The sequence below is a fragment of the Streptomyces sp. NPDC055013 genome (assembly GCF_053608645.1).
Window position 1 is genome coordinate 1 of record NZ_JBSGVW010000010.1, and the last position, 17,826, is coordinate 17,826.

Annotated in this window: 17 protein-coding genes; 10 read left to right on the forward strand and 7 right to left on the reverse strand. The window is 71.1% G+C overall.

Translation table 11 applies throughout. The features are described 5' to 3' along the window. Positions 1 to 252 precede the first annotated feature (252 nt). Complete coding sequence (locus tag ACWGDB_RS14975; protein WP_453822824.1) at positions 253 to 801, forward strand: ATP-binding cassette domain-containing protein; 549 nt, start codon at positions 253 to 255, stop codon at positions 799 to 801. Beyond that, a complete protein-coding gene (locus ACWGDB_RS14980) occupies positions 798 to 2,549 on the forward strand; it encodes an ABC transporter ATP-binding protein (protein WP_453822825.1) in 1,752 nt (583 codons plus the stop codon). The genes ACWGDB_RS14975 and ACWGDB_RS14980 overlap by 4 nt, the downstream gene beginning before the upstream one ends. Before the next feature lie 23 nt (positions 2,550 to 2,572). On the opposite strand, the gene ACWGDB_RS14985 is transcribed toward ACWGDB_RS14980, so the two are convergent. Next, positions 2,573 to 2,707 carry a hypothetical protein gene (locus tag ACWGDB_RS14985; RefSeq protein ID WP_453823037.1) on the reverse strand — a complete coding sequence of 45 codons (135 nt, stop codon included), beginning with the start codon at positions 2,705 to 2,707 and terminating at the stop codon, positions 2,573 to 2,575. A 291-nt stretch (positions 2,708 to 2,998) separates the two neighbouring features. After that, positions 2,999 to 3,541: an ArsR/SmtB family transcription factor gene (locus tag ACWGDB_RS14990; RefSeq protein WP_453822826.1), complete on the reverse strand. Its 543-nt coding sequence runs from the start codon at positions 3,539 to 3,541 to the stop codon at positions 2,999 to 3,001. A 57-nt stretch (positions 3,542 to 3,598) separates the two neighbouring features. On the opposite strand from ACWGDB_RS14990, the gene ACWGDB_RS14995 reads away from it, so the two are divergent. Together ACWGDB_RS14995 and ACWGDB_RS15000 are read left to right on the forward strand one after the other, a co-directional pair. Then, positions 3,599 to 4,504, forward strand: a complete 906-nt coding sequence (locus ACWGDB_RS14995; protein ID WP_453822827.1) for a S41 family peptidase — start codon at positions 3,599 to 3,601, stop codon at positions 4,502 to 4,504. 324 nt (positions 4,505 to 4,828) lie between these two features. Beyond that, positions 4,829 to 5,650, forward strand: coding sequence for an SDR family NAD(P)-dependent oxidoreductase (locus ACWGDB_RS15000; RefSeq protein ID WP_453822828.1), 822 nt, complete (start codon positions 4,829 to 4,831; stop codon positions 5,648 to 5,650). Positions 5,651 to 5,811: 161 nt separating this feature from the next. Here ACWGDB_RS15000 and ACWGDB_RS15005 read toward each other — a convergent pair whose 3' ends face one another. The 3 genes from ACWGDB_RS15005 to ACWGDB_RS15015 form a co-directional block, all read right to left on the reverse strand. Then, on the reverse strand, positions 5,812 to 6,846 hold the full coding sequence (locus tag ACWGDB_RS15005) for a zinc-binding dehydrogenase (RefSeq protein ID WP_453822829.1): 1,035 nt from the start codon (positions 6,844 to 6,846) through the stop codon (positions 5,812 to 5,814). 153 nt (positions 6,847 to 6,999) lie between these two features. Next, a complete protein-coding gene (locus ACWGDB_RS15010) occupies positions 7,000 to 7,488 on the reverse strand; it encodes a DUF6174 domain-containing protein (protein WP_453822830.1) in 489 nt (162 codons plus the stop codon). Positions 7,489 to 7,584: 96 nt separating this feature from the next. Beyond that, positions 7,585 to 8,067, reverse strand: coding sequence for a MarR family winged helix-turn-helix transcriptional regulator (locus tag ACWGDB_RS15015; protein WP_427839529.1), 483 nt, complete (start codon positions 8,065 to 8,067; stop codon positions 7,585 to 7,587). A 108-nt stretch (positions 8,068 to 8,175) separates the two neighbouring features. Here ACWGDB_RS15015 and ACWGDB_RS15020 point away from each other — a divergent pair, with 108 nt between their 5' ends. Then, complete coding sequence (locus ACWGDB_RS15020) at positions 8,176 to 8,694, forward strand: YceI family protein (RefSeq protein ID WP_453822831.1); 519 nt, start codon at positions 8,176 to 8,178, stop codon at positions 8,692 to 8,694. Between the two features lie 46 nt (positions 8,695 to 8,740). On the opposite strand, the gene ACWGDB_RS15025 is transcribed toward ACWGDB_RS15020, so the two are convergent. Beyond that, positions 8,741 to 12,811, reverse strand: coding sequence for a molybdopterin-dependent oxidoreductase (locus ACWGDB_RS15025; RefSeq protein ID WP_453822832.1), 4,071 nt, complete (start codon positions 12,809 to 12,811; stop codon positions 8,741 to 8,743). A 257-nt stretch (positions 12,812 to 13,068) separates the two neighbouring features. Here ACWGDB_RS15025 and ACWGDB_RS15030 point away from each other — a divergent pair, with 257 nt between their 5' ends. From ACWGDB_RS15030 to ACWGDB_RS15045, 4 genes are all read left to right on the forward strand, one after another. After that, complete coding sequence (locus tag ACWGDB_RS15030) at positions 13,069 to 13,458, forward strand: cell division protein SepF (RefSeq protein WP_389450712.1); 390 nt, start codon at positions 13,069 to 13,071, stop codon at positions 13,456 to 13,458. Between the two features lie 180 nt (positions 13,459 to 13,638). After that, positions 13,639 to 14,892: an AAA family ATPase gene (locus ACWGDB_RS15035; protein WP_453822833.1), complete on the forward strand. Its 1,254-nt coding sequence runs from the start codon at positions 13,639 to 13,641 to the stop codon at positions 14,890 to 14,892. Next, positions 14,889 to 15,215: a nucleotide pyrophosphohydrolase gene (locus ACWGDB_RS15040; RefSeq protein WP_453822834.1), complete on the forward strand. Its 327-nt coding sequence runs from the start codon at positions 14,889 to 14,891 to the stop codon at positions 15,213 to 15,215. The genes ACWGDB_RS15035 and ACWGDB_RS15040 overlap by 4 nt, the downstream gene beginning before the upstream one ends. A gap of 208 nt (positions 15,216 to 15,423) precedes the next feature. Continuing rightward, a complete protein-coding gene (locus tag ACWGDB_RS15045; RefSeq protein ID WP_453822835.1) occupies positions 15,424 to 15,888 on the forward strand; it encodes a DUF6099 family protein in 465 nt (154 codons plus the stop codon). Between the two features lie 435 nt (positions 15,889 to 16,323). Here the strand turns inward: ACWGDB_RS15045 and ACWGDB_RS15050 are convergent, their stop codons facing one another. Beyond that, positions 16,324 to 16,491: a hypothetical protein gene (locus ACWGDB_RS15050; RefSeq protein WP_453822836.1), complete on the reverse strand. Its 168-nt coding sequence runs from the start codon at positions 16,489 to 16,491 to the stop codon at positions 16,324 to 16,326. 242 nt (positions 16,492 to 16,733) lie between these two features. Here ACWGDB_RS15050 and ACWGDB_RS15055 point away from each other — a divergent pair, with 242 nt between their 5' ends. Then, positions 16,734 to 17,657 (forward strand): LLM class F420-dependent oxidoreductase, encoded by a 924-nt coding sequence (locus tag ACWGDB_RS15055; RefSeq protein WP_383604577.1) that lies wholly within the window; start codon positions 16,734 to 16,736, stop codon positions 17,655 to 17,657. The last annotated feature ends 169 nt before the right edge of the window (positions 17,658 to 17,826 follow it).

Sequence of the window (17,826 nt, forward strand, 5' to 3'; positions counted from 1 at the left end):
GTCTACGACGACGAACGCACCTGCCTCGAAGAGGTCCGCTACCTCCTGTCGCTGCTCCCCTCCAACAACCGCGAACTGGGGGGGGGGGGGGGGGGGGCGGCGGGGGGCGGGGCGGGGCGCGGGCCCCCGCCGCGCGCCCGGCCCCCGGCCCCGGGCCGGGCGACCCCGTTGCGGCTTCGGTTGCGCTCGGCGCGGCCGGCCCCCGCGGCCCCCCCCCCCACGATCCGGGTCGAGCCCGGCGAGCTGGTGGGCTTGCGCGCCGACGACCGGACCGCCGCCCGTGTCGTCGAGGCGCTGCTGGACCCGTGGACCGAAGGTGGCGTCGAGGCGCGGCTCGACGGGATCGCGGCGCGGGAGCTGTCCCCGGTCGAGTACCGCTCCCGGGTCACCGTCGCGCCGCACCGCGCCACGCTGTTCAGCGGCACCCTCCGCGACAACGTCGCCGCGACCGCGGGCGCGCCCGAGCGGGCCGACGCCGCGGTGCGGGCCGCCGCTTGCGACGACTTCGCGGCCGACCTCGACGTCCCGGTCGGCGAGGGCGGCAACCGGCTCTCGGGCGGCCAGCGCCAACGGGTCGCGCTCGCCCGCGCCCTGGCGAGCGACGCGCCGGTGCTCGTACTGCACGACCCGACCACCGCGGTCGACTCGGTCACCGAGCACACGATCGCAGGCCGGCTGCGCGGTGCCCGGGCAGGCCGCTCGACGCTGCTGATCGCCTCGGCCCCGGCGCTGCTCGCCGCCTGCGACCGCGTCGTCGAGCTGCCTGACGACGTACCCGCACTCTCAAGGACGGCGCTGTGAACGGCACCTCCGCCGTGGCCGAGACCACGGCTCCCGATGCCGTGCTGCCCGGCCTGCCGGTCGCGAGCGGCCGCGAGACGGTCAGGGAGGTGTGGCGGTTCAGCCGCGGCTACCGGCTCCGGCTCGCCGCGACCGGGGTGCTGGGAATCGTCAGCACCGGTGTCGACCTGACCGTTTCCGTGGCGATCGGATTCCTCGTCGACCGCGTGCAGGACGGGACCGCGGACCTCGCCACCGTGCTGACGGTCACGGCCGTCATGGTGCTCTCGGCAGTCCTCGGGGCTATGGGCACCGCGCTGACGATCGTGCTCGCCACCCGCGTCTACCACTCCATCCTCGCCGCGCTGCGCGAGCAGCTCGTGGGCCGCGCGATGACGCTCCCACAGCACCTCGTCGAGCGCGTCGGCACCGGCGACCTGATCTCGCGGTCCAGCGACGACGTCACCGCGGTCGCAGACGCCGCCCCCGCCGTCATCCCGGTGCTCACCGTCACCACCTTCACCATCGTCGTGTCGCTGGGCGGGCTCGCGGCACTGGAATGGCCCTACGCGGCCGCCTTCGCCGTCGTGCTGCCGGTCTACGTGCTGGCCGTGCGGTGGTACCTGCGCATCGGGCTGGGGGTCTACCGCGCCGAGCGCACAGCGATGAGCGCGCGTGCCCAGCAGATCCTCGAGTCCCAGCGCGGCTATGCCACCGTGCTCGGTTTCGGGCTCGCCGAGCAGCGGCACCGGGCCGTGATGACGGACTCCTGGCGCGTCGCGCGGCAGTCGCTGCGCGCACGCACCGTGCTGAGCATGCTCAATGCCCGGCTCAACCTCGGGGAGTGCCTGAGCCTGGCCGCCGTACTCGTCGTCGGCTTCGTCCTCATCGACCACGACGCATCGACCGTCGGCGGCGCCACCACCGCCATGCTGCTCGTGCTACGCCTGCTCGGACCGGTCAACCAACTGCTTCTGGTCATCGACACCCTGCAGTCCGCCCTCGCATCGATGAGCCGCATGATCGGGGTCGTCACGATTCCGTGCGGCTCGTCGGATGTCCCGGCGCAGGCCGCGCGCACCGCCGTACGGCTCGACGAGGTGTCCTTCCGCTACGGCGAGGGGCCACGGGTGCTCGACGACATCACCCTCGACATCCCGCCCGGCCAGCGCGTGGCCGTCGTCGGCGTGTCCGGGGCAGGCAAGACCACGCTCGCCGGCGTGGTCGCCGGCACCCACCTGCCCGAGGCCGGGAGGGTGACCCGCCCCAGCCGTACCGCGATGATCACCCAGGAGGTCCACGTCTTCGCGGGCACCCTGCGCGACAACCTCACCCTCGCCGCGCCCGGCGCTACCGACCGCGACCTCCATGCAGCGCTGGAAGCCACCGGGGCCGCATCGATCCTCGATGTTCTCCCCGACCGCTTGGACACCCTGCTGGGTGTCGGCGGACACCCGCTCACCGACGCACAGGCGCAGCAACTCGCCCTCGCCCGCCTGCTGCTCACCGACGCTGATCTGGTGATCCTTGACGAAGCGACCGCCGAGGCCGGCTCCGCCTACGCCGGACAGCTCGACCGCGCTGCTGATGCCGTCCTCGCCGGGCGCACCGCAGTCGTAGTCGCGCACCGTCTCTCCCAAGCGGCAACATGCGACCGGATCATGGTGATGGAGCGCGGCCGGATCATCGAGACCGGGACCCACGGAGAGCTGGTTGATGCCGGCGGTGTGTACGCCGGGTTGTGGACGGCCTGGGAGGCTGCTCGGTGACACCAGCATGAGCAGGCCAGGACTCACCGCAGTCCGCGGAGCTTGTCGTCCTGGGTGAGCCGGTCGGAGTGGCGGGTCAGCCAGGCGGTGACCTGACGGACGGACGGTCGGCCGAGGCGGTCGGGGCCGGGGCTGTGCGAAGCAAGCAGGCCGTGCACCTGGGGCCAGCGTCACAGGGTGGATTGGGCGCGGGGCCGGCGACCTGTACCGCGTCGGGCAGTGCGCGGCGGACGGCCTCGGCGTACGTGGTCGAGCCGTCGCGGCACACGACCTTGACCGGTGGACGGCTCACGGGTGTGGATGCGGACCGCATCGTCGGATCAGCAGTTGTCCTTCGACATCGAAGATAGTCGCGTGCAGCGCGCTGATCTGGGGCGACTGGGTTGGATGTCAATGGGTGCGGCTCGTCTCGAGTCAGCCAGGTGTGCTGTCTCGTGAGGTTGGTGCCGCTAGGCGGAACTGGTGGCACTGGTCGGCAGAGCCTGCTGATAGAGCGCCACCAACACACCGTGCACGGGCTCGTCCTCTGCGTCTTCCTCGGCCTCGTCGACCAGTTGGGCAAGGGTCTCGCCGAGTTCTCCCGCCTTCGCGGGGCTGAGACGCAGGTGGCGCAGTGTCAGGTGGGTCTCGGCGGGGGAGCGGTCCAGCTCCTGGGCAACTGCGGCGAGCATCGCGGCGGTGCCTGCCGCTTGAGGTTCGGCGACGACCATGTGACGGGCCGTGCGCTGGTAGTACTGCTCGGTGCCGCCGCGGACCTGGCGGGTCTCGGCGATGTGGACCAGCCCGGCTTCGCGGAGCACTTTGAGGTGGTGGGCCACGTTGCCCTTCTTTGCGTCGAGTTGCGCCGCAAGCTGGCTGGTGGTGGCAGGCCGGTGGCCCAGTGCGAAGAGCAACCGCTGGCGCAACGGGTGGGAGAGCGCGGCGAACTGCTCAGGCGCACCGATCTCCAGGACGTCCTCAGGGGGCGGCAGATAGGGAGGCTGATCGCGCATACCGAAAGTGTCTAAACTCTTTGACGCTTTCGCAAGGGCAGTGCTCTACTCCCTGCCATGACGACTCCAACGAAGCTTGCGCCGGCCCCTGTCATCGACGAGACAGCCCGGCTGCTGACCGAGCACTACGTTTTCGCAGAGATAGCCGAGCAGCTCGCCGGCCTGCTGCAACGACGCCTCGACGAGGGCGCCTACGACGTCGACGACGCCGAGGAGCTCGCCCGGCTGGTCACCGCGGACCTGCAGTCCGTCAACGGCGACCGACACCTGAGACTGAAGCACCACGCCGACCCGGTCTCCCCGAAGCAGGGGGCGGCCACCCGGGACGCCATGCGCCGGGACTTCGACACCTCGCTGGGCGGTGCGCCCCGGGTGCAGTTGCTCGACGGAGGGGTCGCCGTGGTGGAGCTGGCACCGATGCTGTTTCCGCTGGAGTGGGCCGCCGAACCGCTGAGCGCCGCGCTCACCCTGGCCTCCCGCGCCCAGGCGCTGATCGTGGACCTTCGCGCCAACCGGGGCGGCGACCCGGACACGGTCGCCTTCGTCTGCAGCTACCTACTCGACGAGCGCACCCACCTCAACACCATGTACTGGCGCGGCAGCGAGCGCAGCGAGCAGTCCTGGAGCCTGCCGCACGTACCCGGCGCGCGCTTCGGCGGCAGCAAGCCGTTGTATGTGCTGTCCAGCGACAGCACCTTCTCTGCCGCCGAAGAGCTGGCGTACGACCTCCAACAACTCGGCCGCGCCGTAGTCGTCGGCGAGCCCACCCGCGGCGGCGCACACCCGTGCAACGGCTGGACGGTGCACCCACACCTGGAAGTCACCGTTCCCGTCGGCCGCGCCATCAACCCCGTCTCCGGCACGAACTGGGAGGGTACCGGTGTGCAGCCGGACATCTCTTGCGCTGCCGCTGACTCCCTCGCCCAAGCGCACGCACTGGCCCTCGCCCGACTGGCCGGCTGACCCAGTCCCTGACGGGCTGTGCGGCGCGGAGTGGATTCTCGCGGCCCACCCGTTCGAGTTGGGCGGGCTGCCGGTGGGCTGGCAGCTGAGCGGACCCCTGAAAGCCCGTTCAGCGAGCCGAAAAATGGGTGCCTGACCTGCAGATTCTCTCTCGTTCTCCGATCCTGACATGATTCCGATGACGCATCATGTGGAGTGCGTGGCGATTCTGGTGCCGGCGGCCAAGGGCTCCTGACCGCCATAAACCCACGCGAGTGGTCAGTAGCGGATCGGTGGGTTCTAGGCTCGGGTCAAAGTCGTGATCCTGAAGGAGCCGGAACAGCAGTGACGGACAAGAGAGTTGTGGTCGTGACCGGTGGCGGTACGGGCATCGGGGAGGCCACCGTGCGCCTGCTGCGCGAGGGAGGTCACCATGTGGTCCTCTCCGGGCGGAGGAGCGAGCCGTTGCGGCGGCTCGAACGGGAGACAGGGGCACTCGCGTATCCGTCCGATGTGGGGGACCCCGAAGCCGCCGACGGTCTCGTCCGAGCGGCCCTGGCTGCGTATGGACGACTCGACGGGCTTGTGCTCAATGCGGGCATCGGGCGCGGTGGGACCGTGGGCGACTTGTCGTTGGAAGACTGGGACGAGGTGATGCGCACCAACGTCACCGGCCCGCTGCTGCTCCTGCGCGCAGCGATCCCGCACTTGCTGGAGGCGCGCGGCGCGGTGGTCGCCGTCGCTTCGGTGTCCGCGCTGCGCAACGGCACGAGCAACGTCCCGTACGCCACGTCCAAGGCAGCCTTGCTCCAGCTTTGCCGTTCCGTCGCCGTCGACTACGGGCGTCAGGGCGTGCGGGCCAACATCGTGTGTCCGAGCTGGGTAAGGAGCGAGATGGCCGACCGGCGCATGGCGCGCTTCGCCGCGGAAGCGGACCTTCCGGGAGACGACGTGGCGAACGCCTATGAGGAGGTGACCCGAGTACTGCCCCTGGGCCGGCCCGGCGAGCCGCGTGAGGTTGCGGAGGCGATCGGCTGGCTGCTGTCCCCGGCAGCGTCGTATGTCAATGGCGCCGTGCTTACCGTCGATGGCGGGGCGACAGCCGTTGATCCCGGGACGCTCGGGTTCGACTTCCATGTCGCGCCACGCCGTGACGACGTCTCCTGACACCCCTCGGTGAGCACTGCTGCGCCTCAACGCTCGGGTCCGGAATGCCTGTTACGCGGCGAGGAGTCGGGTCCGCTGGGCCAGGGAGGGCCGGTCGTGGCGGAATCCCGCCCACCCCGCCCACCCCGCCACCCGGATCCGCCGCTGCGCGGAGGCCCGCCTCAGGGCCGGATCAGGACCTTGAGCGCGCTGCGGTCGGCCATCGCCCGGTAGCCGTCCGGCACCGCGTCGACGCCGATGGTGTGGTCGAACACGCGACCAGGCTCGACCGTGCCGTCCAGCACGTCCGGCAGAAGTTCCTCGATGTAGGCGCGGGCGGGAGCGACGCCACCGGTCACGGTGATGTTCCTCATGATCGTGTCCATCCCGAGCGGCACGTCCGTGTACTGGGCCACCCCGAGGCGGCTGATGGCGCCGCCGTCGCGGACGATGCCGAGGGCGGTGTGCATCGACTGCTCGGCGCCGACGGCCTCCACGACCGCGTGCGTGCCGTCGCCGCCGGTCAACTCCCGCACCCGCTCGATGCCTTCGTCGCCGCGCTCGGCGACGACGTCGGTGGCGCCGAACTCGCGGCCGAGGTCCGTGCGGTCCTGGTGGCGGCCCATCAGAATGATCTGCTCGGCGCCGAGCCGCTTCGCGGCCAGGACGGCGCCGAGGCCGACCGCCCCGTCGCCGATCACCGTCACCGACTTCCCTGGTCCGACCCGCGCCGTCACCACGCCGTGGTGGCCGGTGCAGTACACGTCGGAGAGCGTGAGCAGGGAGGGCAGCAGCGTCGAGTCCTCGGCGACCGGCAGCTTCACCAGCGTGCCCTGCGCCTGCGGCACACGCACGGCCTCGCCCTGACCGCCGTCGACGCCGTCCAGGCCCCACTGGCCGCCGTGGCGGCAGGAGGTCTGCAGCCCGGCACGGCAGAAGTCGCAGGTGTTGTCGGCCCACACGAAGGGCGCCACGACCACGTCCCCGCGCTTGAACCCGGACACCTCCGCGCCGACGTCCTCGACCACGCCGAGGAACTCGTGTCCCATACGGCGGCCCTGAGGCGTGGTCGGCATCTGGCCATACGGCCACAGGTCGCTGCCGCAGATGCAGGAGGCCGTGACGCGTACGACGGCGTCGGTGGGGCTCTGGAGCTCCGGGTCCGGGACGTTCTCGACGCGGACGTCGCCGGCGCCGTACATGAGTGTTGCTCGCATGAGGTCTCTCCTGGTGCACAGGGGGCCCAGCCTGCGGAGCGGGCAGGGCGTCGCGTTCGGCGAGGTCGATCGGTGGTCGGCTCCGTGTCGGTTCCGTGCCTCGACCATGTCCCTCAGCCGGGTGGCGGCGCTCATGGCGATGGGCCAGCCGGCCTAGTAGGACCGACCGTCCCCCTGGTCGCCGATCGGCCGGTAGGCGCTGATGACATACAGCGCCTCGTCGTCGACCGTGTTCTTCCCCCAGTCCAGCGAGATCCGCACCGGGTGCCCGTCGGCGGCGTACTCCGCCTCGGCCACGTCCGCGTCGTCGCGCCGTGCCTGCTCCAGTTCCTCCAGGAGTTCCCCCATGGTGGGCACCGCGTCGGGGATGTCCTGCGCCACGCGTCGCCCGCTGTCGTCCAGGCCGACCGCCTTGACCACGGCACCGTCGCGGACGGTTATCCGGAAGGTGCCGATCAGGGTCCGTTCCCCCTCGCCGGAGCGGAGCGTGTACGTGTAGGCGGCGGGCTCCTGCCAGGTGGTCCGGCTGTGGGCCGACGTGCTCTTCGCCGTCTCGGCGCCGCACGCGACGACCGCGCAGAGCAGCCCTCCGATCAGTGAGGCACTGAACACGGCACGGGTGGGCCGGGATACGGCGGTCATGGCGGCAGTCCCTTCGAAGGCGGTTACCGCTATGACGCCGGCCCTCTGAGGAACGTTCGGCAACCGCACCCGCGACGACTCGGCGACCGCCCGGGGCTACTCCGGCGTCGCCTCCGCCGCGAAGTCGGGCATCAGCGCGCACATCGCCTCGCGCTGGGTGGGACCCATGAACCGCGCCAGCGCCTCCTTGACCGTCTCGGCGAGGACCCCGGAGGCCTCCTTGAGCAGACCCCGTGCCTTCTCGGTGAGGGCAACCTCGACGCCCCGCTTGTCGCCGCACACCGACTTGCGGGTGACGAGGCCGGCGTGCTGGAGGCAGGCGATCTGGTAGGTGAGCCGAGTCTTGGGGCGGCCCAGGAGCTCGGCGATCCGCGTCATGCGCAGGGCCTGGCCGGGGTCCGCGGCGAGCAGGCACAGAACCAGGAACTCGTCGTGCGAGACGTCCAGTCGCTCCTTGACGACGGAGCGCAGCTCCTGCTCGACGGCCCCCGTCGCGGCCAGCATCAGCATCCAGGCGTGCAGCTCGGCGGGCAGGAGTCCGTCGCCGGAGGCGGAGGGGCAGTCGGGGATGTCGGCCATGGATTCGAGTGTAGCTGTTGTTCAATTTTGGAGTATCGGCTAGCGTGAGGTCATCCAAATTTGAACTACGGATTCGTGCCGAGTCCCGATGATCAGGAGTGAGAGATCATGACCGTCGCCGTCGAAACCGGAACCTGGCAGCTCGACAGCACCACCTCCACCGTCGCCGTCCGGCACAGGACGTTCTGGGGCCTGGTCACCGTGAAGGGCGCCTTCGGCGCCGTCACCGGCAACGGTGAGGTGCGGCCCGACGGCTCCGCCGTCGGCACGATCACCCTGGACGCCGCCTCCCTGGACACCCGCAACGCCAAGCGCGACGAGCACCTGCGCTCGGCCGACTTCCTCGATGCCGCCCACCACCCCGAGATCACCTTCGCGGTCCACAGCGCCGAGCTCCGCGACGGCGACGGCGTGCACGTGGTCGGTCAGCTCACCGTGCGCGGCATCAGCCGGCCCAGTTCCTTCACCGGTCGCCTCGTCGGCGCCGAGGACCGCTCGCTCACCCTGGACGCCGAATTCACCGTCGACCGCGAGCACTTCGGCATGAGCTGGAACCAGCTCGGCATGATGCGCGGCCTCACGACGATCGCCACCACGCTCCGCTTCACGCGGACGGCAGCAGCCTGACGTCGGCGCTCGCCGGCGTCTGCGGTATACACGTCCCGGACGTGGCTCAGTACACGTCCCGGACGTACCGCTTCGCCGCCGCCAGCTGCTTCACGTACGCCGACGCCTCGGCCTCCTCCAGGCCGCCGTGCGCGACCGCGATGTCCCTCAGGGCCCGGTCCACGTCCTTGGCCATGCGCGAGGCGTCGCCGCAGACGTAGAAGTGGGCGCCGTCCTGCAGCCGGCGCCACAGCTCGGGGCCGTGTTCGCGCATCCGGTCCTGGACGTACACCTTGTTGCGCTGGTCGCGGGAGAACGCCGTGTCGAGGCGGGCGAGGGTGCCCTCGGCGAGCAGCGCGGTGAGCTCGTCCTCGTAGTAGAAGTCGGTCTCCCGGTGCTGCTCGCCGAAGAACAGCCAGTTGGGCGCCCTGTGCCCGAGCGCGCGCCGCTCCTGGAGGAAGCCGACGAAGGGCGCGACGCCGGTGCCCGGGCCGACCATCACCATCGGCGTGGAGGCGTCCGCGGGTGGGCGGAAGTGCGGGGACGACTGCACGAAGACCGGCACCTCGGTGTCCTGCTCGGCGTCGGCGAGGAACGGCGAGCAGACACCGCCGCGAGGTCGGCCGTGCAGGTTCTCGTACCGGACGACGGAGACGGTGAGTGAGACGCGGTGCGGGTCGACGAGGGGGCTGGACGATATGGAGTACAGGCGCGGCTGGAGCTTCCTGAGCACCCCGGCCCACTCCTCCGCGTCCGCCCGCACCGGGTGCTCGGCGATGACGTCCACGGCCTGCCGTCCCCAACTCCACTGCGCCAGACCGTCCTTGTTGTCGGGCCGCAGCAGCCGCCGCAACCCCCGGTCGTCACGGACGCGTTCGGTGACGAAGCGGAGCAGGTCCGGGGTGATCCTCGTGATGTCGAGGTGCCGGTGCAGGGCCTCGGCGAAGGACGCTTCGCCAACGCCGTCCACGTGTACGGTCGCTGAGCCGTCCACCCCGGTCACGGCCAGCCACTCCTCCACCAGCGCGGGCGAGTTCACCGGCCGCACGCCGAGCGCGTCGCCCGCCTCGTAGGTCAGCGAGGTGCCGCTCGTGTCGAAGGTGAAGCGCCGCACCTCCTTGCCGCCGCCGGGTCGGCTGAGCAGCTGGTTGCCGACCAGACGGGCGGTGGTGGGGGCGGGCTTGGACCTGGCGTTCGGCTTGGCGCTCGGCTCGGCCTTCGGTTTCTCGACGGCGGGGGCGTCCGAGCCGGCCAGCGCCGTGAGGACCTGGTCGAGCCACGCGCCGGCGGACGGCTCGTAGTCCGATTCGCAGTCCGTGCGGGGGGCCAGGGCCACCGCGCCCAGCTCGCCCAGCCGGGTGTCCAGCCGGCGCCCGTGTCCGCAGAAGTCGTCGTACGACGAGTCCCCGAAGGCGAGCACGGCGTACCGCACCCCGTCCAGCCGTGGAGCCTCGTCGTCGGACAGCGTGTCCCAGAGGCCGGCCCCGTTGTCGGGAGCGTCGCCGTCGCCGAACGTGCTGGTGATGAAGAGCAGGTCGGCCGTGCGGTCGAGGGCGTGGACATCGGCCTCGTCCATGCCGACCAGCGTGGTCCGGTGCCCGGCCGCGCCCAGTCGCTCGGCGGTGGCGGTGGCGAACTCCTCGGCGTTCCCGGTCTGTGAGGCCCACAGCACGACGACCTCGCGGCCCCGCGGCGTACTCGGTGCCGCCGCCGTGCGGGAGTACATGCCGGCGAGAACGCCGTTGACCCACAGCGCGTGCTCGGGGCTGAAGGGCGCGTCCGGCGGGAGCACGGGGACGCCCGGCCCGCCGGAGTCGAGGCCGGCGAGGAACCCCGTGAGGTACAGGCGCTCCTGTGCGGACAGGACGGGAGGCGGCGCGGGTTCCAGACCGAAGGGGCCGAAGGAGCCCACGGTGGCGGATGTGCCAGGGGTGACGGCTGTCGGCGTCAGCGCCTGCCCGACCGGCTCCGCCGGAACGGGAGCAGCCGTGGGAGCCGCGACCCGGGTCAGGGAGACGGCACACACCTTGAACTCCGGCTGGAAGGAGATCGGGTCCACCGCGTCGCTCGTCACCGCGTTGACGCTCAGATACTCCCCGAACAGGTCGTTCCAGTGGAACGGCGCGAAACAGCACCCCGGCCGCACCCGTTCGGTCACCACCGCCGGCAGCACGGCCCGCCCACGCCGCGAGGCGACCTCCACCGGGTCCCCGTCCGCGATCCCCAACTCGCGCGCGTCCCGCGGATGCAGCTCCACGAACGGCCCCGGGTTCAGCTTGTTGAGCTTGGCGACCTTGCCCGTCTTGGTCAGGGTGTGCCACTGGTGCTGTACGCGCCCGGTGTTCAGTACGAAGGGGTAGTCGTCGTCCGGCATCTCGGCGGCCGGCATGTGCGGCCGGGCGTGGAACGCGGCTCGTCCGCTCGCGGTGGGGAACCGCAGCCCGCCGTCCGGGTCGACGTACCGGATCGGATTGCGGTGGGACCCGTCCAGGTCGGCGGCCGGCCATTGCACGGGCGTGGTCCGCAGCCGCTCGTACGTCACGCCGCGCAGATCCCAGCCGGTCACCGGGTTCCAGGCCCGCCGTATCTCCTCGAAGACGTCCTCGGCACTGCCGTACGAGAACCCCTTCTCGTACCCCATCGCGCAGGCGACGGCCGCGATGATCCGCCAGTCCGCCGTCGCCTCGCCGGGCGGGTCGGCGACCGGCCGGGTCAGGGTCAGATTGCGCTCGCTGTTGACGAAGACACCCTCGCCCTCGGTCCACATGGCGCCGGGCAGCACGACGTCCGCGTACGCGTTGGTCTCGGTGTCGGTGAAGACGTCCTGCGTGACGACGAACTCGGCGGCCTCAAGCCCCTCGATGACGGTACGGCGATTGGCTACGGAGGCGACGGGATTGGTGCAGATGATCCAGCAGGCCTTGATCTCCCCGTCGGCCATCTTCCGGAACATCTCGACGGTCCCCTTGCCGACCCCGTCGGCGCGCAGGGTGCCCGGCGGCAGCTCCCACAGCTCCTCGACGAAGTCCCGCTCGGAGTCGACGAGGACGGACCGCTGGCCGGGCAGCCCCGGCCCCATGTAGCCCATCTCGCGGCCGCCCATGGCGTTGGGCTGGCCGGTGAGGGAGAACGGGCCGGACCCCGGACGGCAGATGGCGCCGGTGGCGAGATGCAGGTTGACCAGGGCGTTCGTGTTCCAGGTGCCATGCGTGGACTGGTTCAGGCCCATCGTCCAGCAGCTCATCCACTCGCCCGCCTCGCCGATCAGCCGGGCTGCGGTACGGAGGTCGTCCTCGGCGATTCCGGTGATCTCGGCGACGGTGGCCGGCGGGTAGTCGGCGAGGAAGGCGGGCATGTCCTCCCAGCCGTCGGTGTGCGCGGCGATGAAGCCGGGGTCGGTGTGGCCGTTCTCGACGATCAGGTGCATCAGGCCGTTGAGGAGGGCGAGGTCGGTGCCCGGCCTGATCTGGAGGTAGAGGTCGGCCTTGGCGGCGGTGGCGGTGCGCCGAGGGTCGACGACGATGAGGCGGGCGCCCGCCTTGACCCGCTCCATCATGCGCAGGAAGAGGATGGGGTGGCAGTCGGCCATGTTCGAGCCGATGACCAGGAAGGTGTCCGCCTTGTCGAAGTCCTCGTACGACCCGGGCGGCCCGTCGGCGCCGAGGGACAGCTTGTAGCCCATGCCCGCGCTGGCCATGCACAGCCGGGAGTTCGACTCGATCTGGTTCGTCCGCACGAACCCCTTGGCCAGCTTGTTCGCCAGGTACTGGGCCTCCATGCTCATCTGCCCGGAGACGTAGAAGGCGACCGCGTCCGGCCCGTGCTCGTCGACGATCGCGCGGAGCCGCCGGGCGGTCTCGGAGATCGCGTCGGCGATCGGTGAGGGCACCGGCTCCTCGCCCCGGTCGCCCCTGACCAGCGCCGTGGTCAGCCGCCCGGGCGCGGCGAGCATCTCGGCCGTGGTCGCGCCCTTGGTGCACAGCCGGCCCGCGTTCGCCGGGTGCGCCTTGTCGCCGGAGGCCTTCAGGACCGTACGCCGTCCGTCCGGCCCCATACCGACGTCCAGCAGGACCCCGCAGCCCACCCCGCAGTACGTGCAGACCGTCCGGACCTGAGTCGTGGAGGTGGTCTCGGTCACGTGCTGCCCTTCTCCGGCGTTCGAGGTCGTGTCTGGAGCGTACGAATTGCCCGTTACGTCGATGTCACATTCCTTGATCATGAGGAGTTACGTAGGCCACACAGGAGGCCGGGACGAGCTGTGAGGGGCCGGGTCCGGGAGGAGTCGGGATGCGTGCGAGGGGCTCGCGGACCGTGTCGGTGTTGGGCCGAACGGGTGACTTGGCGTAAGAATTGGCTGGTGCAGGCATTGAAGGCGAGTCAAGGCGGGGGGAGCCGGTGAACAGCCACGACGTCACCGATGAACAGTGGGAGGGGCTCGCCCAGGTCGTGCCGTTGCGCGGCCGAGACGCCTGGCCGTCCGCGGTGGACCACCGGGTGCTTCCGGAGGCGGAGACGGAACCGCGTCGCCGGTTCGTCGTCCTGCGGGTCAATGTGTTCGCGGACGCCCGCGAGGTCGCCGAGACGCTGATGGCGGGGATTCCGGTGCTGCTGGATCTGACGGGGGCCGAGACCGACGTGGCCAAGCGGGTGCTGGACTTCAGCACCGGGGTCGTCTTCGGGCTGGGGAGCGGGATGCATCGGGTGGACCGGAATGTGTTTCTGCTGACGCCGCCCGGGACCGAGGTCAGTGGGTTGATGGAGGGGGCGGGGGTTCCCGGTACGTAGAGGGGCGCGGGCCTGCGGGTCGGGGGGCTGGGGGCTGGGGGGCTGGGGCGTGGAGCCTGGCACTGGGGTCTGAGATCTGGGGTCTGAGGTCTGGCAGCGGGCTCGGGGGCGTCGCTCGATCGTAGGAAGGGTGCCGGGGTGGAACGGTTCGCCTGGCGGTAGCGGGCCTACGGTCCGGGCATGTCTGGGTCCTCTGCGTCATCCCTGTCGTCTGTTTCCGGTCTTGTGTCCGTGCCCTCTCGGGGGCGGCGGGTGAGTGGCGCGGACGGTGCGTGTCCCGGGCGCCCTCATGTCACCGAGCTGCGGCTTTCCGCCTTCGCCGGGCATCGGCGGGTCGTGCTTCCGCTCGGGGCGTTCACGCTCCTGGCCGGGCCGAGCGGGTGCGGGAAGACGACCGCGTTGCGGGCCTACGAGGCGCTGGCTCGGCTCGGTGCGGGTGCCGAGGCCGGGGAGGTGTTCCCCGATCCGGTGGCCTGCGTGCCCGAGCGGGCCCGGCCCGATGTGCAGCGACGGCGGGGCTTCCGGATCGGCTGTACCGCCGACGGTCCCGAGGGGCCGGTTCGACTCGACGTCGCCGTGCAGGCCGAGCCCGAACTGCGGATCGTGGGGGAGCGGTTGAGCGCGGGCGGGGTCGTCCTGCTGGAGACGGCCCTGCGGGATCCGAGCCGGCGTTGTGTGCAGGCCGCCTGGCATACGGCCGGTCAGTCGCCGGTGACACGGGCGCCGCTGCCCGACGACCGGCTCGGTACGGCGCTGTTGCCGCTGCGGGTGGCCGGGAGGACGGAGGGGCAGCGGCGGGTGCTGGCGGCCGCCGAGCAGATGGTCGTGGCCCTGCGGTCGGTCTTCGCCTGCGATCCCCGGCCCGATCGGATGCGGGGACCTGTGCCGGTCGGTTCAGGGCGGCTGCTCGGGGGCTGCGACAACCTCGCCGACGTGCTGTGGAGGACTCGCGCCGAGTGCACGCGGCGGCATGCGCAGCTCGTGGGCGCGGTGCGGGCGGGGTGTGCCGGGGCGGTGGCGGATGTGGTCGCCGAGGTGCTGGGGGACGGCACGGTGCGCGGGGTGCTCGACCGGGGGGACGGGGTGCGGACGGAGCTCGGGCGGTTGGGGGACGGTGAGCTGCGGTACCTCGCGCTGTCGTTGGTGCTGCTGACCGGGCCCGGGGTGCTGGAGGTCGATCCGGTGGTGGAGGTGCCTGCGGCGATGCAGACGTTGAGTGTGGTGCTTGATGGGTTCGATCGGGGGCTGGATCAGGTGCAGCGGGGGGAGCTGGTGGGGCTTGCTGCGCGGATGTGTGAGCGGGGGCATATTCGGGTGGTGGGGGCCGTGAGTGACGTGGCGAGCGTGGTGGAGGGTGCGGGGCCGGTGGGGGCGGCTGCCACGCCGGGGTCGGCTGGGGTGGGAGGCGTGACGGTGGTACATCTGGAGCCGTGACCGAACCTCTCGATGTGGCCAAGCTGCAGCGCAGGCTGGCCGAGTTCGCTGCCGCGCGCGACTGGCAGCCGTATCACACGCCGAAGAACCTCGTCGCCGCGCTCAGCGTGGAGGCGTCCGAACTCGTCGAGATCTTCCAGTGGTTGACGCCTGAGGAGTCGGCTCGGGTCATGGACGACGCGGAGACCGCCGGGCGGGTGACCGACGAGGTGGCGGACGTGCTGGCCTATCTGTTGCAGCTGTGCGAGGTGCTCGGGATCGATCTGCTGGCGGCGCTGGACGCGAAGATCGATCGGAACGAGCGGAGGTTTCCGGCGCCCTAGGGGTGCGGAGGTTTCCGGCGCCGTAGGAGTGGGGAGCGGCTTGGTCCGCTTTCACTCTGCGTGTCCGTTTGTTTGGCTGTAGCCGAAAAGTTGTCCGCAGATTTCCGTCTTCCTCTGGCTTTTCGTCTCAAGGCCCTTCACTCTGGGTAGTGGACAAGGGAGTTCGGGCGGCGCGTGGGCAGCGCGTCGGGACAGACGGGGACTGCGTATGGACGCGGTGCGGCTGATCGTGACTAGCAGGCGGGCGCTGGCGGGGAGCGAGGGCGCGCCGGAGATCTTGACCGAGGTGTGGCAGGCGCAGGCCCTGGCTCAGGCGATCGGTAGCCGGCTTGCGGTGTTCGGGCCACCTGAACTGCGGGGCGAGGCGCTGGGGTTGACCGAGCTGGCCGGGCGTGGGTGCGGGGTGCTGGATGTGCCGGACCTTGCGGAGGGTGCCTTACGCGCCGCCCAGCTGACGGAGTTGGGTGATGCGCGGCCGGCGCTGATGCATCTGGGCAGCCTGTTGGGTGAGGTGGGGATCGCTCTGGTGGGTATGGCCAGCGCGGCGGATGACGAGACGACGTACTGGCAGTGCATGGAGGCGATCGACGCGGCGGATGAGTCTCGGGATCGGGTGCGGGAGATGCTGCGCAGGCTTGCGGATCGGGAGGAGGGGTTGCCTGCGGCGGGGTAGGGCGGTTGCCTCCGGCGGGTGGGGCGGGGGTGCCTGCGGCGGTCTGTGGCTGGTGGGTGGGGGTGCCGCGTCGATGCCTGCGGCGGCCTGTTGCTGTGTGGTGGGGGTTCGCGTAGCGCCGACTGTTTCGTCGTGGGTCGGGGCCGTGCCGGGGGGTGTCCGTCCTCGGACCGGCGGTCGCCTTAGGCCAAGAGGTACTGCGTGTTGACGCCGGCCACTGCGGGCGGACACCCCCCCCGGCACGTCCCCTTGCCGCCGTACGCGGGTGCGGCGCCGCGGGGGTACGCCATCACCACGGTCGCTCTGCCAGTCACTTTCGAATGCCGGTCCAGGCATTTCAGCCCGTCCGGGGGTGCCCCCTCTGGGGGAGTTTGAGGACGAGGCCGTTCAGGCCGATGGGGGTCCAGGGGGCGCAGCCCCCTGGCGGGGCGGGGGTCAGCCGGCGTCGTCGTCCCGTCGCTGGGGTCCGGTCGACTGCAGGTCCGCGTCCAGGGCCGAGAGGTCCGCGTTCAGGGCCGCCATCAGCTCCTCCATCTGCTGCAGCAGACCCTTCGGTTGGCCGGCGCCGCTGGTGGTCTGCTGTGGCGCGAATTCCTCGGACATGACGGCCTCCTCGGGCCTCCGGCCCCCAGTGGCAGTGGGCCGACACGGTGACGCTCCGGCCGTCAGGGGCCGGCGCGAGGGCCGGGCGGTCCGGCTCCGATCGAGCCAACGATCACTGTGAGGGGCGGTCACTGGCCCGGGCAGGGGGCGGTTCCGGCGTTGACGGAATTCACCCGACCGGGGAGGCGGGGGGCAGGGGGACCCGCACGGTTGACGGGTGCCTCGGCATGCAGGATGGAGTCATGGATCTTCGCATCTTCACCGAGCCCCAGCAGGGGGCCACCTACGACACCCTCCTCACCGTGGCGAAGGCCACCGAGGACCTCGGCTTCGACGCGTTCTTCCGGTCCGACCACTATCTGAAGATGGGCTCCGGGGACGGCCTGCCCGGGCCCACCGACGCCTGGATCACACTTGCCGGTCTCGCACGTGAGACCAAGCGCATTCGCCTCGGCACCCTGATGACCGCCGGCACCTTCCGGCTGCCCGGCGTGCTCGCCATCCAGGTCGCCCAGGTCGACCAGATGTCCGGCGGCCGCGTCGAACTCGGCCTCGGGGCCGGCTGGTTCGAGGAGGAGCACAAGGCGTACGGCATCCCGTTCCCGAAGGAGAAGTTCGCGCGGCTGGAGGAACAGCTCGCCATCGTCACGGGGCTGTGGGCGACCCAGGCCGGTGCGACCTTCGACTTCCACGGCAGCTTCTACGACCTCACCGATTCGCCTGCCCTGCCCAAGCCCGCCCAGGACAGGATTCCGGTTCTGATCGGCGGGCACGGGGCCACCCGTACTCCGCGGCTGGCCGGCAAGTACGCCGACGAGTTCAACATGCCGTTCGCCTCGGTCGAGGACAGTGAGCGGCAGTTCGGGCGAGTGCGCGCCGCAGCCGAGGACGCCGGGCGCAAGGGTGACGACCTCGTCTACTCCAACGCCCTTGTGGTGTGCGTGGGCAAGGACGAGCAGGAGGTCGCCCGTCGTGCCGCCGCGATCGGGCGGGAAGTCGACGAGCTCAAGGTCAACGGGCTCGCCGGGTCTCCGCAGGAGGTCGTCGACAAGATCGGCCGGTACCAGGAGATCGGCTCCCGGCGGATCTACCTCCAGGTCCTCGACCTGGACGACCTGGACCACCTGGAGCTCATCTCCTCCCAGGTGCAGTCGCAGCTGTCGTAGTGCCGGTTGTGCCCTGAACTGTCTGAGCTGTTCGATCTCTTCGCGGCCCCCGGGGAGCAGGGCTTCCGGGGGCCGTCGTGGGTTCCCGCTGCACACCCCTGGGAGCGGGCGGGAACGGGCGGGGCGAAAAACCCGGGTGGTTACGGCGTGCGCTCTGTACGTTGTATGG

Bases quoted from the DNA above. Each gene is read 5' to 3' on its own strand.
- ACWGDB_RS14990 (WP_453822826.1), bottom strand. From the start codon at position 3,541: ATGCGCGATCAGCCTCCCTATCTGCCGCCCCCTGAGGACGTCCTGGAG.
- ACWGDB_RS14995 (WP_453822827.1), top strand. From the start codon at position 3,599: ATGACGACTCCAACGAAGCTTGCGCCGGCCCCTGTCATCGACGAGACA.
- ACWGDB_RS15005 (WP_453822829.1), bottom strand. From the start codon at position 6,846: ATGCGAGCAACACTCATGTACGGCGCCGGCGACGTCCGCGTCGAGAAC.
- ACWGDB_RS15010 (WP_453822830.1), bottom strand. From the start codon at position 7,488: ATGACCGCCGTATCCCGGCCCACCCGTGCCGTGTTCAGTGCCTCACTG.
- ACWGDB_RS15015 (WP_427839529.1), bottom strand. From the start codon at position 8,067: ATGGCCGACATCCCCGACTGCCCCTCCGCCTCCGGCGACGGACTCCTG.
- ACWGDB_RS15020 (WP_453822831.1), top strand. From the start codon at position 8,176: ATGACCGTCGCCGTCGAAACCGGAACCTGGCAGCTCGACAGCACCACC.
- ACWGDB_RS15035 (WP_453822833.1), top strand. From the start codon at position 13,639: ATGTCTGGGTCCTCTGCGTCATCCCTGTCGTCTGTTTCCGGTCTTGTG.
- ACWGDB_RS15045 (WP_453822835.1), top strand. From the start codon at position 15,424: ATGGACGCGGTGCGGCTGATCGTGACTAGCAGGCGGGCGCTGGCGGGG.
- ACWGDB_RS15050 (WP_453822836.1), bottom strand. From the start codon at position 16,491: ATGTCCGAGGAATTCGCGCCACAGCAGACCACCAGCGGCGCCGGCCAA.
- ACWGDB_RS15055 (WP_383604577.1), top strand. From the start codon at position 16,734: ATGGATCTTCGCATCTTCACCGAGCCCCAGCAGGGGGCCACCTACGAC.